The organism is Sphingopyxis panaciterrulae (assembly GCF_014199295.1).
GTDB lineage: Bacteria > Pseudomonadota > Alphaproteobacteria > Sphingomonadales > Sphingomonadaceae > Sphingopyxis > Sphingopyxis panaciterrulae.
In genome coordinates this window covers 188,167-200,647 of record NZ_JACIJH010000007.1, presented here as the reverse complement: position 1 = coordinate 200,647, position 12,481 = coordinate 188,167, and the positions used below count along the sequence as shown (strand labels likewise).

16 protein-coding genes, 1 tRNA gene and 3 pseudogenes are annotated in these 12,481 nt (G+C 67.0%); 12 read left to right on the top strand and 8 right to left on the bottom strand.

What is annotated here, in order from left to right; genetic code table 11:
* A pseudogene (locus tag FHR21_RS20870) lies at positions 1-96 on the bottom strand (ATPase); the annotation flags it as partial.
* Positions 97-205: 109 nt separating this feature from the next.
* Between FHR21_RS20870 and FHR21_RS12340 the strand changes: the two are divergent.
* Positions 206-1,276, top strand: a complete 1,071-nt coding sequence (locus tag FHR21_RS12340) for a recombinase family protein (protein WP_338113143.1) — start codon at positions 206-208, stop codon at positions 1,274-1,276.
* On the opposite strand, the gene FHR21_RS12335 is transcribed toward FHR21_RS12340, so the two are convergent.
* Positions 1,235-1,311 (bottom strand) — tRNA-Arg (locus FHR21_RS12335). The genes FHR21_RS12340 and FHR21_RS12335 overlap by 42 nt on opposite strands.
* A gap of 71 nt (positions 1,312-1,382) precedes the next feature.
* Here FHR21_RS12335 and FHR21_RS12330 point away from each other — a divergent pair.
* Both FHR21_RS12330 and FHR21_RS12325 read left to right on the top strand, forming a co-directional pair.
* Positions 1,383-2,141, top strand: a complete 759-nt coding sequence (locus tag FHR21_RS12330; protein ID WP_221235149.1) for a queuosine precursor transporter — start codon at positions 1,383-1,385, stop codon at positions 2,139-2,141.
* Positions 2,142-2,147: 6 nt separating this feature from the next.
* Complete coding sequence (locus FHR21_RS12325) at positions 2,148-2,546, top strand: hypothetical protein (protein ID WP_184098694.1); 399 nt, start codon at positions 2,148-2,150, stop codon at positions 2,544-2,546.
* On the opposite strand, the gene purQ is transcribed toward FHR21_RS12325, so the two are convergent.
* Positions 2,508-3,173, bottom strand: coding sequence for a phosphoribosylformylglycinamidine synthase subunit PurQ (purQ, locus tag FHR21_RS12320; protein WP_184098692.1), 666 nt, complete (start codon positions 3,171-3,173; stop codon positions 2,508-2,510). The genes FHR21_RS12325 and purQ overlap by 39 nt on opposite strands.
* Positions 3,174-3,198: 25 nt before the next feature.
* Complete coding sequence (gene purS / locus FHR21_RS12315) at positions 3,199-3,429, bottom strand: phosphoribosylformylglycinamidine synthase subunit PurS (RefSeq protein ID WP_184098690.1); 231 nt, start codon at positions 3,427-3,429, stop codon at positions 3,199-3,201.
* Between the two features lie 182 nt (positions 3,430-3,611).
* Between purS and FHR21_RS12310 the strand changes: the two genes are divergently transcribed.
* The 4 genes from FHR21_RS12310 (at position 3,612) to FHR21_RS12295 (ending at position 6,110) form a co-directional block, all read left to right on the top strand.
* Positions 3,612-3,785 (top strand): (2Fe-2S)-binding protein, encoded by a 174-nt coding sequence (locus tag FHR21_RS12310; RefSeq protein ID WP_184098688.1) that lies wholly within the window; start codon positions 3,612-3,614, stop codon positions 3,783-3,785.
* 101 nt (positions 3,786-3,886) lie between these two features.
* Positions 3,887-4,369 (top strand): bacterioferritin, encoded by a 483-nt coding sequence (bfr, locus tag FHR21_RS12305; RefSeq protein WP_184098686.1) that lies wholly within the window; start codon positions 3,887-3,889, stop codon positions 4,367-4,369.
* 461 nt (positions 4,370-4,830) lie between these two features.
* A complete protein-coding gene (locus tag FHR21_RS12300; protein ID WP_184098684.1) occupies positions 4,831-5,250 on the top strand; it encodes an addiction module antidote protein in 420 nt (139 codons plus the stop codon).
* Between the two features lie 110 nt (positions 5,251-5,360).
* Positions 5,361-6,110 (top strand): esterase/lipase family protein, encoded by a 750-nt coding sequence (locus FHR21_RS12295; RefSeq protein WP_184098682.1) that lies wholly within the window; start codon positions 5,361-5,363, stop codon positions 6,108-6,110.
* A 4-nt stretch (positions 6,111-6,114) separates the two neighbouring features.
* Here the strand turns inward: FHR21_RS12295 and FHR21_RS12290 are convergent, their stop codons facing one another.
* Positions 6,115-6,633, bottom strand: a complete 519-nt coding sequence (locus tag FHR21_RS12290; RefSeq protein WP_184098680.1) for a GNAT family N-acetyltransferase — start codon at positions 6,631-6,633, stop codon at positions 6,115-6,117.
* Between the two features lie 339 nt (positions 6,634-6,972).
* Here FHR21_RS12290 and FHR21_RS12285 point away from each other — a divergent pair, with 339 nt between their 5' ends.
* From FHR21_RS12285 to FHR21_RS12275, 4 genes and pseudogenes are all read left to right on the top strand, one after another.
* A complete protein-coding gene (locus FHR21_RS12285; RefSeq protein ID WP_184098677.1) occupies positions 6,973-7,602 on the top strand; it encodes a class I SAM-dependent methyltransferase in 630 nt (209 codons plus the stop codon).
* Between the two features lie 31 nt (positions 7,603-7,633).
* Positions 7,634-8,091: pseudogene (locus FHR21_RS20720) on the top strand (RrF2 family transcriptional regulator).
* Positions 8,078-8,779: a class I SAM-dependent methyltransferase gene (locus FHR21_RS20715; protein ID WP_476712844.1), complete on the top strand. Its 702-nt coding sequence runs from the start codon at positions 8,078-8,080 to the stop codon at positions 8,777-8,779. The pseudogene FHR21_RS20720 and the gene FHR21_RS20715 overlap by 14 nt, the downstream one beginning before the upstream one ends.
* Positions 8,780-8,842: 63 nt before the next feature.
* Positions 8,843-9,168, top strand: a pseudogene (locus FHR21_RS12275) (SMR family transporter).
* Here the strand turns inward: FHR21_RS12275 and FHR21_RS12270 are convergent.
* From FHR21_RS12270 to FHR21_RS12260, 3 genes are all read right to left on the bottom strand, one after another.
* Positions 9,134-9,616 (bottom strand): GNAT family N-acetyltransferase, encoded by a 483-nt coding sequence (locus FHR21_RS12270; RefSeq protein WP_246427197.1) that lies wholly within the window; start codon positions 9,614-9,616, stop codon positions 9,134-9,136. The pseudogene FHR21_RS12275 and the gene FHR21_RS12270 sit on opposite strands and share 35 nt — an antisense overlap.
* A gap of 17 nt (positions 9,617-9,633) precedes the next feature.
* A complete protein-coding gene (locus tag FHR21_RS12265; RefSeq protein WP_184098671.1) occupies positions 9,634-10,032 on the bottom strand; it encodes an acyl-CoA thioesterase in 399 nt (132 codons plus the stop codon).
* A 166-nt stretch (positions 10,033-10,198) separates the two neighbouring features.
* Entirely contained in the window at positions 10,199-11,446 is a 1,248-nt protein-coding gene (locus FHR21_RS12260; RefSeq protein ID WP_184098669.1) for a threonine ammonia-lyase, read from the bottom strand.
* A gap of 124 nt (positions 11,447-11,570) precedes the next feature.
* Between FHR21_RS12260 and FHR21_RS12255 the strand changes: the two genes are divergently transcribed.
* The gene (locus FHR21_RS12255) at positions 11,571-12,449 is read left to right on the top strand and encodes an NAD(P)-dependent oxidoreductase (RefSeq protein WP_184098667.1); all 879 of its coding nucleotides are present in this window, start codon (positions 11,571-11,573) and stop codon (positions 12,447-12,449) included.
* The last annotated feature ends 32 nt before the right edge of the window (positions 12,450-12,481 follow it).

The window sequence follows — 12,481 nt, the reverse complement described above, 5'->3', positions numbered from 1 at the left end:
GAGCTCGTCGAGCACGATCAGGTCGAGCCGCGACAGCTGCGCCGCCAGGGTCCCGCCTTTGCCGATCCGGGTCTCCTCTTCGAGGCGTGTCACCAGCTTCTGGAACGGGTCGCTGCCGCCGATCGGCTACCGCGCCGTCGCAGCCGAACAGCGCGGTGCCAAAATCAAGAAGCGGTTAGAGATCGACCCCTTCCATGCCGAAACGGTGCGGACCATCTTCCGGCTTGCTCTGGAAGGCGACGGCGGTTCGGGATCGATGGGGGTCAAGGCCATCGCGGCTTGGCTCAACGAGAGGTCGATTCGCACCCGCGATGGCGGGCGCTGGGGTCTCGGTGCCGTCCACCAGATACTCACCCGCACGACCTACACCGGGCGCCACGAGTTCAACCGCCGGGGCAAGGACAGGAAGCTCAAGCCGAAGTCCGAGGCCGTCGTGGTCGAAGTGCCGCCGATCATCGATCAGGAGACGTTTGACGCGGTGCAGGCGCACTTGCAGGCCCGCAACCCCAAGAAGGTGCCGCCTCGCGTCGTGAGCGGCCCTACGCTCCTTACAGGGCTGATCCACTGTGCGAAGTGCGGCGGTGCCATGACCATTCGCACCGGCAAGGGTGGCCGCTATCGCTATTACGCCTGTTCGACCAAGGCGCGGCAAGGCCCGACTGCCTGCACTGGCATGACGGTGCCGATGGCGAAGCTGGACGATCTCGTCGCAAGGAATCTGGAGGACGAACTTCTCCGGCCCGACCGGCTGGAGACCATTCTGTCTGCCGTTCTGGATCGGCGGCAGGAACAAACGACGCGCAAGCGCGCCCATGTCGCCGAACTCAACAAGCGAGCCACTGAGGCCGAACTGAGATTGAAGCGGCTTTACGACGCTATCGAGAACGGGATTGCCGACGTGGACGACCCGGACCTCAAGGATCGCATCGCGACCCTCAAGGCGACGCGCGATCAGGCAAAGGCCGACGCCGCGCGCGTGACGGCCTTGCTCAGCGCAGAGGGCCGGAAGGCGGTCGCGCCCGACATGCTGGCGAAATTCGCCACCGCCGCGCGTAAGCGGATGCGAGATGAGAAAGGCGGCTATCGCCGCGACCATCTCCGCGCGCTTGCGCAGCGGGTCGAAGTCGATGTCGGAGAGGTTCGGATTCTCGGCTCCAAGAGCAATCTGCTCCAAGCGCTGGTCGCGGGAGCCGCCGAAACAAAGCCGGGCGCAGTGCCCAGCTTTGTTCCGAAGTGGTGCGCCCGGCAGGATTCGAACCTGCGACCACCCGCTTAGAAGGCGGGTGCTCTATCCAGCTGAGCTACGGGCGCGCGGCACGGCTGTGCGGGTGGGCGAATAGCGCGGTTTGCGCCGGCCGCAAAGCCCGCTAAGCAGCCAATCCATGACCGACTCCGTCCCGCCCGCCGAAACCGGCCGCGACCCTGCGCCCACCGCGGCGGGGCGCGTGCGGCATTTTCGCTATTACGACCTCGTGATGGCGGCCTTCGTCGCCATCCTGCTGCTCAGCAATATCATCGGCGCGTCGAAGCCCAGCTATATCCCGATGCCCGATGGCAGCCAGTGGGCGTTCGGCGCCGGGGTGCTGTTCTTTCCGATCAGCTACATCATCGGCGACGTGCTGACCGAGGTCTATGGCTATGCCCGCGCGCGGCGGGTGATCTGGACCGGGTTCGCGGCGCTCGCCTTCATGGCCTTCATGGCGGCGGTGGTCGTGGCGCTGCCCCCCGCCGACGGCTGGCCGGGCCAGGCGAGCTATGAGTTCGTGTTCGGCAACAGCTGGCGCATCGTCATCGCCTCGATGACCGCCTTCTGGGTCGGCGAATTCGCCAACAGCTACGTCCTCGCACGGATGAAGCTCGCGACTGGCGGGCGGTTTCTGTGGATGCGGACGATCGGCTCGACGATCGTGGGCCAGGGGCTGGACAGCCTGATTTTCTACCCACTGGCCTTCTATGGACTTGCCGGATGGCCGCCCGAGCAGTTGGTGCAGGTCGTGCTTTCGCAATGGGCGATCAAGACCGCGTGGGAGGCGGCGCTGACCCCCGTCACCTATGCGGTGGTCGGCCTGCTTAAACGCCGCGAAGGCGTCGATATTTTCGACGAAGGCACCGACTTCAACCCCTTCGCCGCCAAGGTTTGACCTTTCATGACCCTGATCCAGCTCGCCTCGCTGTTCGAGGAAAACAAGATGTGGCTCGTCACCGCGAGCGGTCTCGACAAGGATGCGCTGCATATTTATTTCGGCCTTGCACTGTTCCTGACGGTGCGGCTGATCTGGCGCTGGGACGGCGGCTGGCTGATCGCCTGGTGCGCGGTCTTTGCCATGGCATGCGGCGGCGAGTGGCTCGACATGACCGCCGAGATCAGCAAGGCGGCCGTCCAGCCCGACTCCGCGCACTGGCACGATATCTGGAATACGCTGTTCTGGCCGACCGTGTTGCTCGCGGTCGGCCGCTGGCTGCAGCCGAAGGAACGCGGAGCAAGCGCCGCCGTTCGGGAATCGGCGTCAGGCGAGGACGCCGAGCGCCGCCTCGAACAGGCGTAGCCCATCGGTGCCGCCGTGCGCGCGGTCGATCGCGCGTTCGGGATGCGGCATCATGCCCAGCACGTTGCCGGCATCGTTCAGGACGCCAGCGATCCGGCGCGCCGACCCGTTAACCGGCTCGGCGTAGCGGAAGGCGACGCGGCCCTCGCCCTCGATCCGGTCGAGCGTTTCGGGGTCGGCGAAATAATTGCCGTCGTGATGCGCGACGGGCACGTGGATCGTCTCGCCCGCATCATAAGCGGCGGTAAACAGCGACTGGCTGTTCTCGACCGTCAGCGCCGCGGTGCGGCAGACGAAATTGAGCCCGGCGTTGCGCATCAGGGCGCCGGGCAGGAGCTGTGCTTCGGCCAGCACCTGGAAGCCGTTGCACACGCCGAGCACCGGCACGCCGCGCGCCGCGGCATCGGCGACCGCGCGCAGGATCGGCGAGCGCGCCGCCATCGCGCCCGAGCGCAGATAGTCGCCATAGGAAAAGCCCCCGGGCAGCGCGATGAAATCGGTGCCGTCGGGCAGATCGCTGTCGCGGTGCCAGACCATCGCCGGGGCGCGGCCGGTCACGGTTTCGAGCGCGACCGCCATGTCGCGGTCGCAGTTGGAGCCGGGAAAGACGATGACCGCGGTCTTCATGGTTAAGCTCCTTTGGGCGGGTGGTTCAGACGCGGGTGATGCGGTAATTCTCGATCACGGTGTTGGCGAGCAGCTTGGCGCACATCGCGTCGAGATCGGCATCGGTCACGTCGTCGGCGACCTCAAGCTCGAAAAAGCGGCCGGCGCGCACGTCGGCGACGCCCGCAAAGCCCAATCCCTCCAGCGCATGGTGGATCGCCTTGCCCTGCGGGTCGAGCACCCCCGGTTTGAGCGTCACATGGACCTGGACTTTCATGGGTCGGCCTTTGTCTGATGGGGACGGAAAAGGATGGCGCGCCTATGCCCGCGAATCACCCGCGCGGCAAGGGGGCGGGTGGGAGGAAAATCGCCTTTTTCGGATTGCGAACCAGTCGCAACTTTCTTGTTGCGAATCTCTCGCACTCTCCTTAGATGGGAGTTGTTGAGAGGGATTCGCATATGGTCGTCTGCGTCTGCAACGCAATAAGGGAAAGCCAGCTTCGCGATGTCGCGCGGAGCAGCCAGTTGCGGTGCGCCAAAGCCGCCTATGCGCAACTGGGTCGCAAACCCAAGTGCGGCCAGTGCCTGTCATTCGCTCGCAATATCATCAGCGACGTCGCAGAGACCGCCTGATTTTTCCCGGATTTCCGGGCTTTTCACCCTTGGCCTGACCGGGTCGGGGCGGCTATGATGCCGCCCGACATTCCCCACCCGAGACAAGACAGGACAAGATCATGAAGGGCGACGAAAAGGTCATCGATTTCCTCAACGAGGCACTCAAGAACGAGCTGACCGCGATCAATCAATATTGGCTGCATTACCGCATGCTCGACAATTGGGGCGTCGCGCGGCTCGCGCATTTCGAGCGTGAGGAATCGATCGACGAGATGAAGCATGCCGACAAGCTGGCAGACCGCATCCTCTTTCTGGGCGGCCTCCCCAACTTCCAGTTGCTCGGCCGGCTGCGCGTCGGCGAAACGGTCGAGGAGATATTGAAATCCGACCTCGCGCTCGAGGAAGAGGCGATCCCGCTGCTCAAGGACGCGATCGAACATTCCGAAAAGGTGCGCGACTATGTGAGCCGCGATCTGTTCGCCGACATCCTCGAAAGCGAGGAACATCATGTCGATGAACTCGAAAAACAGTTCGAGCTGATCGAGCGCATGGGCATGGAAAATTATGTCCAGCTCCAGTCGAAGCCGGTGAGCGACGGTTAGGCGCGGGCCGGTCGGGCCGCGTCCCTTCCCCAACCTCGTCATTCCCGCGAAAGCGGGAATCCCGTTTGTTCCCTTTTTCGCGTCTTCGCGCGATCCAGACTATTTCACGCGAAGCCGCGAGGAACGCGAAGGGTTTTCGAATCCTAAGCCCGCCTGATGACGGATATGCGGAAAGACGGGATTCCCGAATTCGCGGGAAGGACGGGGGAATTTCGTGGCCCCCTGGAGCGGGGATCCTGCCTCCTTCCGTCCCGTCACGTGGAAGGATATTATTGAAAATAAGGGATTAAAGCGGGCACCTTTGGGTGCCCTTCTTTTTTGCTTGTATTTGAGAATAATTCTCAATAGCAAGGTTGGGCAGTCCCCTCCTGCCGGTCGCTGCGATCCAGCGGCGACCGGCATCTTTTTCGGGAACCGGCGCGGGATTGCAAAAGGACCGACCCTCGCGGGAGAGAGCGATTTTGGAAAGCCGCACGCTGATCCGCCAGTTAACCGAGCAGCCGCTGCTCCGCGACCTGCCGACCGATGCCGCGCAGGCGGTGCTGGCGCTGCGCTATTGCGTCCTGTGCCGCCGGAACGGGCGCGACCCGATGCCCGAGCTCGAACGGCGCTGGGGGAATATCCTCGCGGCGCGGCGCTACCGGCTGGTCGTCGAGGCGATCGGCCATGTCTGGCCCGAAGCCTTCGCGGTCGCCCCGCCCTGCTGCCCGCGCGTGAGCCACGACGAGGCACTGCTCGCGGCGATGGTCGGCGCGGCCGGCGCCGGCAACCGCGCGAACTTCGACTGGCTGACGGCCGAGATGCTGGGCGGCGACGCACGCGAGATGCTGTTCGTCGCGCTCGACAATTTCCTGCGCGCGCGGGCGCCGGGGCGGGTTTAGACGTCTGACGGGGCCAATCGGGCGCGTCGGTTTTGGGGCGGGAAGCGGACAGCCCCATTTCGTCATTCCTGCTTTCGCGGGAATGACGAATATGGGATGTACCCCCCGCGATGATCCGTGCCTTCCTCTCCCGCCGCGCCGAATGGCCGGCGCGCGTGCCCGATCCCGATGCGCCGCCGCGGCTCGCGCTGTTGTGGCGCGAAGGCGGGTCGTTGCTGCGCGCGCTCGGCGGGCGAATCCGGCCGCTGCCACCCGAGCCCAATCCGGACAGCGAGCATCCACCGGTGATGGTGCTGCCCGGCTTCCTGTCGGGCGACTGGGCGACCAAGGCGCTGCGCGCCGACCTGCGGCGCGCGGGGTTCCGCTGCTACGCCTGGGGCCTCGGCTTCAACCGCGGCGCGACGGCGGACATCATCGAGCGCATCGACGGCCGCGTCCAGTGGATCATCGACCGCACCGGTCGCGCGCCGGCGCTGGTCGGGTGGAGCCTGGGCGGCATCTATGCCCGCGAATATGCCAAGCATCATCCGGGCAAGGTCGCGCGCGTCGTCACGCTGGGCTCGCCCTTTTCGGGCAGCCGGCGCGCCAATCGCGCGTGGCGCCTCTATCACCTGATCGCGCGCCATCCGGTCGACAATCCCCCGATCGACTTCCACCCCGCGCCGCGCCCCGAAATGCCGACCTTCGCGCTGTGGTCGGCGCACGACGGCGTCGTCGCGGTGGCGAGCGCGCGCGGCCTGCCGCACGAAAGCGACCGGCAGGTCGAGGTCGACTGCGGCCATATGGGCTTCGCCTATGCCCCCACCTCGGTCGCCGCGATCGTCCAGGCGCTGACCGACGAGGTCGGCGCGCCCGGCTGACCGCTCAGCAGACGTCGATCCGGTCGAGCGGCGCCGCGCGCCACATCAGCAGCATCCGCCCCGGCCGCCGCCCCGCGAGCCCCGTCGACACGAAGCCGACCCGCCGCAGCAAAGCGCGCGACCGCACATTGTCGGGGCGGCATTCGGCGACGATCGCGCAACCGGGCCGCGACGCGGCGAGCGCCTCGACGACCGCGCGCACCGCTTCGGTCGCGATACCGCGCCCGCGCGCGCGGGCCGCGAACCAGTATCCGACCTCATAATCCTGCCCCACACGGCGATGCACACCGATCACGCCGTTGAGGTCTGCGCCGCGGACGTCGCGCACGGCATGGAAGACGTCGCCGCCGCCCGACCCCGCGATCAGCGCGCGGGCGTCGCTTTCGGTGAAGGGCGTGGGCAGGAAATGAATCTGCGACGTCACCGTTTCGTCGGTGATCGCCGCGAGCGCACGCGCGTCGTCGGCGGTCAGCGGCGCGATGCGGCAATTCTCGGTCGACAGGGCAAGCAAAGTATCGGTCATGTCGCGTCTTCTTCAAAAAGCGCGCGCCGTAACGGATGGAGGATGTTCGATGATGACCATGCGCCTTCCGACACGGCGGCGATGGTCATAGGGTGATGCCATGCCGCTCCTTAGGTAAAGGAGCGCCAATACGCCTTGAATCGAAGGGATCGGTCGTTGGTCATCGCGGCTGCGCCTATCAGCTTTGGCGGCGGCGATCAACGCGGAACCGGGCTCGACCGGATTTCGTCACTGAGAGCGGAGCGAAGCGATCCCCAAAAACGAACGAGAACTGGAGAGTGCTGCGCTCCGCTCGCAATGACGATTTCCCATGCCGTCCTCCCGCTCTAATGTCCGCGCATGACCCCGCCCGACGCCGCTGCCTTCATCCGCGCGCATCTGCCGGTACTGCCTGTCCCCGGGCTTCCCGAAATCCACCTGCACAAGGCGGTGCCAGCGAGCGGAGTCGGGCGCCTCGCCGGGGACGAAGCCCCTTATTGGGCCCATTATTGGGCGGGCGGGCTCGCGCTCGCGCGCTATGTCCTCGACCATCCCGAACGCGTCGCGGGGCGGCGGGTGCTCGATCTCGGCGCCGGGTCGGGGCTGGTCGCGATCGCCGCAATGAAGGCCGGGGCCCGGGACGCGATCGCGATCGATGCCGACCCCCATGCGCTCGCAGCGCTGGCGCTCAACGCGGCCGCCAATGCCGTATCTCTCGACATTCGCGCCGGCGATGCGGCGAGCCTCGTCCTTCCCGACGTCGACATGATCCTGATCGGCGATCTCTTCTATTCCGACGATCTCGCCGAGGCGGTCACCGCTTTTCTCGACCGCTGCCTCGATCGGGGCATCGAAGCGCTCGTCGGCGATCCGTGGCGGCGTCCACTGCCGCTGGCGCGCCTTCGCGAAGTCGCGCGCTACGACGTCGCCGAAACCGGCATGGCCCCAAAGCCGAGCGGCGTTTTCCGTTTTCACCGCAACGTGGCTTGATTTGCCGCTATCATGCAATATATGAAGTTACATGAAACGCGACAGCCGATTGTCGGGCGTGCTCCACGTCCTGCTCCACATGGCGGAGGCGGGCGGGCCGCTGACCTCCGCGAGCCTTGCGAAGGCGATGCAGACCAACCCGGTCGTGGTCCGCCGCATCCTTGCCGGGCTGCGCGAGGCGGGCTTCGTGCGCTCCGAAAAGGGGCATGGCGGCGGCTGGACGATCGCACGCGACCTGTCCGCCATCACGATGCGCGACGTCTATGACGCGATCGGCCGCCCACACCTGATGGCGATGGGCAACCGCACCGACGCGCCCGGCTGCCTTGTCGAGCAGGCGGTCAACGCCGCGCTCGACACCAGCTTCCGCGAGGCGGAGGCGCTGCTGCTCGACCGGTTCGAAGCGGTGACGCTCGCCGCGCTCGCCGCCGATTTCCACGCCCGCATGGCGGCGCGCTCCCCTCGACAAAGGATCATGCCCATGGCTGAAGGCGTCCAACATTTCCTCGACAGCTTCAAGGACCCGGCGGCGGTCGCCCGCTATAGCGAAGGGCCGCGGCGCTTCGTGCCCGGGCTCGACGGGCTGCACCGCATGACCGGGCTGCTGCTCGCCGAGCGCGCGCCCGCCGACGGGCATATTCTGGTGCTCGGCGCCGGCGGCGGCAGCGAATTGAAGGCCATGGCGGACGCGCATCCGGGCTGGCGCTTTACCGGGGTCGATCCCGCCGCGCCGATGCTCGATCTCGCCGCGAAGATCATGGGTCCCGACGCGGCTCGCGCCGAGCTGATCGAAGGCACGATCGACGACGCCCCCATCGGGCCGTTCGACGGCGCGACCTGTCTTTTGACCCTGCACTTCCTCGACCGCGCGGAGCGCATCCGCACCGTGGCGGAAATCCGCCGCCGGCTGAAGCCCGGTGCGGCCTTCGTCGCCGCACACGGCAGCTTCCCGCAAGAGGCCGGTGCGCGCGACCGCTGGCTCGACCGCTACGCCGCCTATGCCATCACCTCGGGCGGCGACCCCGAGCAGGTGGCGAAGGGCCGTCAGGCCGTGGCCACCCATGTCGCGATGCTGAGCCCCGAAGAAGACGAAGCGGTGCTGCGCACGGCGGGCTTCACCGGAGTCGAATCCTTTTATGCCGCCTTCACCTGGCGCGGCTGGGTCGGCTACGCCTGACGGCCCGGGCTGGACGCGGGCGGGCCGGAGCCATATCGGTGCCGGTCGAAGGAGCCCGTTTCCATGCCCTATGCCTATCTCTTCATCGCCATCCTGTCCGAGGTCGTCGCGACCTCCTTCATGAAGGAATCGGACGGCTTCACCCGGCTCGGCCCGTCGCTCATCACCCTCGTCGGCTATGGAATCGCCTTCTATTTCCTGTCGCTGACCCTGCGCGACGTACCGACCGGCGTCGCCTATGCGATCTGGTCGGGGGTCGGCATCGTGCTGATCGCCGCGGTGGCGTGGCTGTTTCACAGAAGCTCGACGCGCCCGCGCTCGCGGGCACGGGGCTGATCGTCGCGGGCGTGCTGGTCATGACGCTGTTTTCGAAGAGCGTGGCGCATTGACGGGGCGCCGCATCAGCCACGATCCCGGGCCATAGGGGCCGGGCGCGACCGTGTCGAAGCCCTGCGCGCGCCAATAGGTGTCGGCGCCATTCACTGCGACGAGTTCGATGAGCGGGAGCCGTGCCGCCGCGGCGGATTCGAGCAGGAGGCCGAGCGCCGCCGCGCCGGCGCCCGTCCCGCGCGCGGCGGGCAGCAGCGCGATATCGTGGAGATAATAGACGTCGGCCGGCGCCGGCAGCGCGCCCAGCATCGCGCCGAGCGCGGGCGGCGCGCCGAGCCGCCATGGATGCGCGATCAGATAGCCCGCAACGCCCTCTCCGGTTTCCAGGATATGGCACCCCTCGGGCCAGAGCGCGAGCCGCTCGGCATAGACCGGCTGCGCTTCGGTGAAGGCGCCGTGGACAGCGTCGGAGATCGCCGCGACGGCGGGCAAGTCCGCCACGCGCATCGGTCGCCAGCCGCTCGTCATGGCTGGTCGAGGAAGGGCGCCACCACCTGTGCCGTCACTCGCAGCGGGCGGCCGCTCGCCTTGTCGAGCAGCGCCCAGATCGTGCGCGCGCGGACATGGACGCGCCCGTCCGGCCCGGTGAATTCCATATGGCGGTCGAACTTCGCCCCCTGCGGCTTGTCGGCGACCCAGGTGCGCGCAGTCACCGTCTCGCCGGGGCCGAGAGCGCGCAGATAATCGATCTCGTGCCGCACCACGACCCAGATATAGGCGTCCTTGTGGCTCTGCGGCGCCGCGGCGTCCCAATGCGCGGTCGCGACCTGCTGAATCCACTGGACCCAGACGGCGTTGTTGACGTGGCCGAGCTCGTCGATGGTGTCGGGGGTGGCGGTGAGGGAGAGGGTGAAGGATTTCATGGTTACGACCATAGCAAGCCCCTCCCCTTCAGGGGAGGGGTTGGGGTGGGGTCCATCAGCCTCGCGCAAGGCCGATGGACCCCACCCGCTGCAATCAGGCAGCCCTTCGACAAGCTCAAGACTGCCAAGTTTCGCTGCCCTCACCTGACGGGGAGGGCTTAACAAACTACGCCAGCTCGACCGTCGTCACCATATAGCCCGCGGCGCGCAGCGAATCGACGAGGCTGTCGAGATGCTCGCGGTCGCGCGCTTCGCACTCGATGTCGGTGATCAGACCCTTGGCGGGCAGCGTCGTGAAGATGCGCTGGTGATAGATTTCGATGATGTTGACCTGTTTCTCGTCGAACAGCTTCATCACCTTGAACAGCGCCCCGGGCCGGTCCTGGAGACGGATGCGCAGCCGCGCGATGCGGCCCGAGCGGGCGAGGTCGCGCAGCAGGACGTTGGCGAGCAGCCGCGTGTCGATGTTGCCGCCGGTGAGGACGAGGCCGACCTTGCGTCCCGCGAAGGCGTCCGGATGGGCGAGCATCGCCGCGAGCCCCGCGGCGCCCGCGCCCTCGACCACCGTCTTCTCGATCTGGAGCAGCAGGCTGACCGCGCGTTCGAGGTGCCGTTCCGCGACGAGCACGATATCGTCGTTGAGCTGGGCGACGATCCGCCGCGTATAGAGGCCCGGCTCCTTGACCGCGATGCCCTCCGCTAGCGTATCGCCCTCACACGCCATGTCGACGCCGTTGAGTTCGGCATACATCGACGGGTAGAGTTCTGCCTGCACGCCGACGAGGCGCATGTCGTTCTTGATCCCCCGCGCCGCGGTGCCCATGCCGGTAAGCAGGCCGCCGCCGCCGATCGGCACGATCAGGGTGTCGAGTTCGGGCACATCCTCGATCATCTCGAGCGCCACCGTCCCCTGCCCCGCCGCGATATGCGGATGGTCGAAGGGGTGGACGAAGGTCAGCCCGCGTTCCTTTTCGAGTTGCCGCGCATGCGCCGAGGCATCGTCGAATTTCTCGCCGAACAGCACGATCTCTGCCCCGTGGCTCGCGGTCTGCGATACCTTCACCTGCGGCGTCGTCTTCGGCATCACGATCGTCACCGGAACGCCGAGCCGCTTGCCGTGATAGGCGAGGCCCTGCGCATGATTGCCCGCCGACGCGGCGATCACGCCGCGCGATTTCGCTTCGTCGTCGAGGAGGAGGAGCGCGTTGAGCGCGCCGCGTTCCTTGTAGGCCGCGGTGAATTGCAGATTTTCGAACTTCAACCACACCTCAGCGCCGACCATTTCGGAGAGGGTCTGCGACTTGAGGGTGGGCGTACGCACGACCGCGCCGTTAATTCGCTCCGCCGCCGCACGCACATCGTCGAGGGTGATCGCCGGAAAGTCGGCGGCGGTGAGCGTTTCGAGGTCTGCCATGGGGGCTGGCCCTAACGGCAAGCCGGGCCGAGGGAAAGAATTACTTGCCCCCTTCTGCTGAAGGGGAAGCGCATTATGCGCGCGACCTAGCGCCATGAACAAACCGCCGTTATGACCCCACGCCATGAGCGAACAGAAATTGCGCATCGCCTTCATCGGCACCGGCGTCATGGGCGGACCGATGGCGGGGCATCTCGTCAAGACCGGGCACGTCGTCACCGTCTATAACCGCACCCGGGCCAAGGCCGACGCCTGGGCGGAGCAATATGGCGGAAAGGCCGCGGCGACGCCCGGCGAGGCGGCGAAGGACGCCGATGTCGTCCTGTCCTGCGTCGGCAACGACGACGATCTGGCGCAGGTGACGCTGGGACGCGACGGGGCGTTCAAGGCGATGAAGGCGGGGGCGCTGTTCGTCGACCACACCACCGTGTCCGCACGCATCGCCCGCCAGCTTTCGGTCGAGGCCGAGGGGCTGGGGCTGCTCAGCCTCGACGCGCCGGTGTCGGGCGGCGAATCGGGGGCGCAGGCGGGAACGCTGTCGATCATGTGCGGCGGCAGCGCGGCCGCCTTTGCCGCCGCCGAGCCGGTGATGCGCGCCTATGCCGGCCGCATCGTCCATATCGGCGGCCCCGGCGCGGGCCAGACGACCAAGATGGTCAACCAGATCGCGATCGCCGGCGTCATCCAGGGCGTGTCGGAAGCGCTGCGCTTTGCGCAGGTATCGGGGCTCGACACCGACAAGGTGTTCGAGGCGGTATCGGGCGGCGCCGCGGCGAGCTGGCAGATGGTCAACCGCTGGGGCACGATGGCGAAGGGCGAGTTCGACTTCGGCTTCGCGGTCGACTGGATGCGCAAGGACCTGGGCCTCGCGCTCGAGGAATCGCGCGCCAACGGCGCGGTGCTGCCGGTCGCGGCGCTGGTCGATCAATTCTATGCCGATTTGCAGGCGATGGGGCACGGACGGCGCGATACCAGCGTGCTGGTCGAAAGGCTTCCGAAGTGAGGGGGGCGACATTCTCTCCCCTGAAGGGGAGG

Coding starts and splice junctions, on each gene's coding strand:
- FHR21_RS12290 (WP_184098680.1), bottom strand. CDS start 6,633: ATGACCGATACTTTGCTTGCCCTGTCGACCGAGAATTGCCGCATCGCG.
- FHR21_RS12270 (WP_246427197.1), bottom strand. CDS start 9,616: ATGCGCGTGGCGGACTTGCCCGCCGTCGCGGCGATCTCCGACGCTGTC.
- FHR21_RS12260 (WP_184098669.1), bottom strand. CDS start 11,446: ATGGCAGACCTCGAAACGCTCACCGCCGCCGACTTTCCGGCGATCACC.
- FHR21_RS12325 (WP_184098694.1), top strand. CDS start 2,148: ATGACCCTGATCCAGCTCGCCTCGCTGTTCGAGGAAAACAAGATGTGG.
- FHR21_RS12265 (WP_184098671.1), bottom strand. CDS start 10,032: ATGAAATCCTTCACCCTCTCCCTCACCGCCACCCCCGACACCATCGAC.
- FHR21_RS12330 (WP_221235149.1), top strand. CDS start 1,383: ATGACCGACTCCGTCCCGCCCGCCGAAACCGGCCGCGACCCTGCGCCC.
- purS (WP_184098690.1), bottom strand. CDS start 3,429: ATGAAAGTCCAGGTCCATGTGACGCTCAAACCGGGGGTGCTCGACCCG.
- FHR21_RS12310 (WP_184098688.1), top strand. CDS start 3,612: ATGGTCGTCTGCGTCTGCAACGCAATAAGGGAAAGCCAGCTTCGCGAT.
- FHR21_RS12295 (WP_184098682.1), top strand. CDS start 5,361: ATGATCCGTGCCTTCCTCTCCCGCCGCGCCGAATGGCCGGCGCGCGTG.
- purQ (WP_184098692.1), bottom strand. CDS start 3,173: ATGAAGACCGCGGTCATCGTCTTTCCCGGCTCCAACTGCGACCGCGAC.
- bfr (WP_184098686.1), top strand. CDS start 3,887: ATGAAGGGCGACGAAAAGGTCATCGATTTCCTCAACGAGGCACTCAAG.
- FHR21_RS12255 (WP_184098667.1), top strand. CDS start 11,571: ATGAGCGAACAGAAATTGCGCATCGCCTTCATCGGCACCGGCGTCATG.
- FHR21_RS20715 (WP_476712844.1), top strand. CDS start 8,078: ATGCCCATGGCTGAAGGCGTCCAACATTTCCTCGACAGCTTCAAGGAC.
- FHR21_RS12285 (WP_184098677.1), top strand. CDS start 6,973: ATGACCCCGCCCGACGCCGCTGCCTTCATCCGCGCGCATCTGCCGGTA.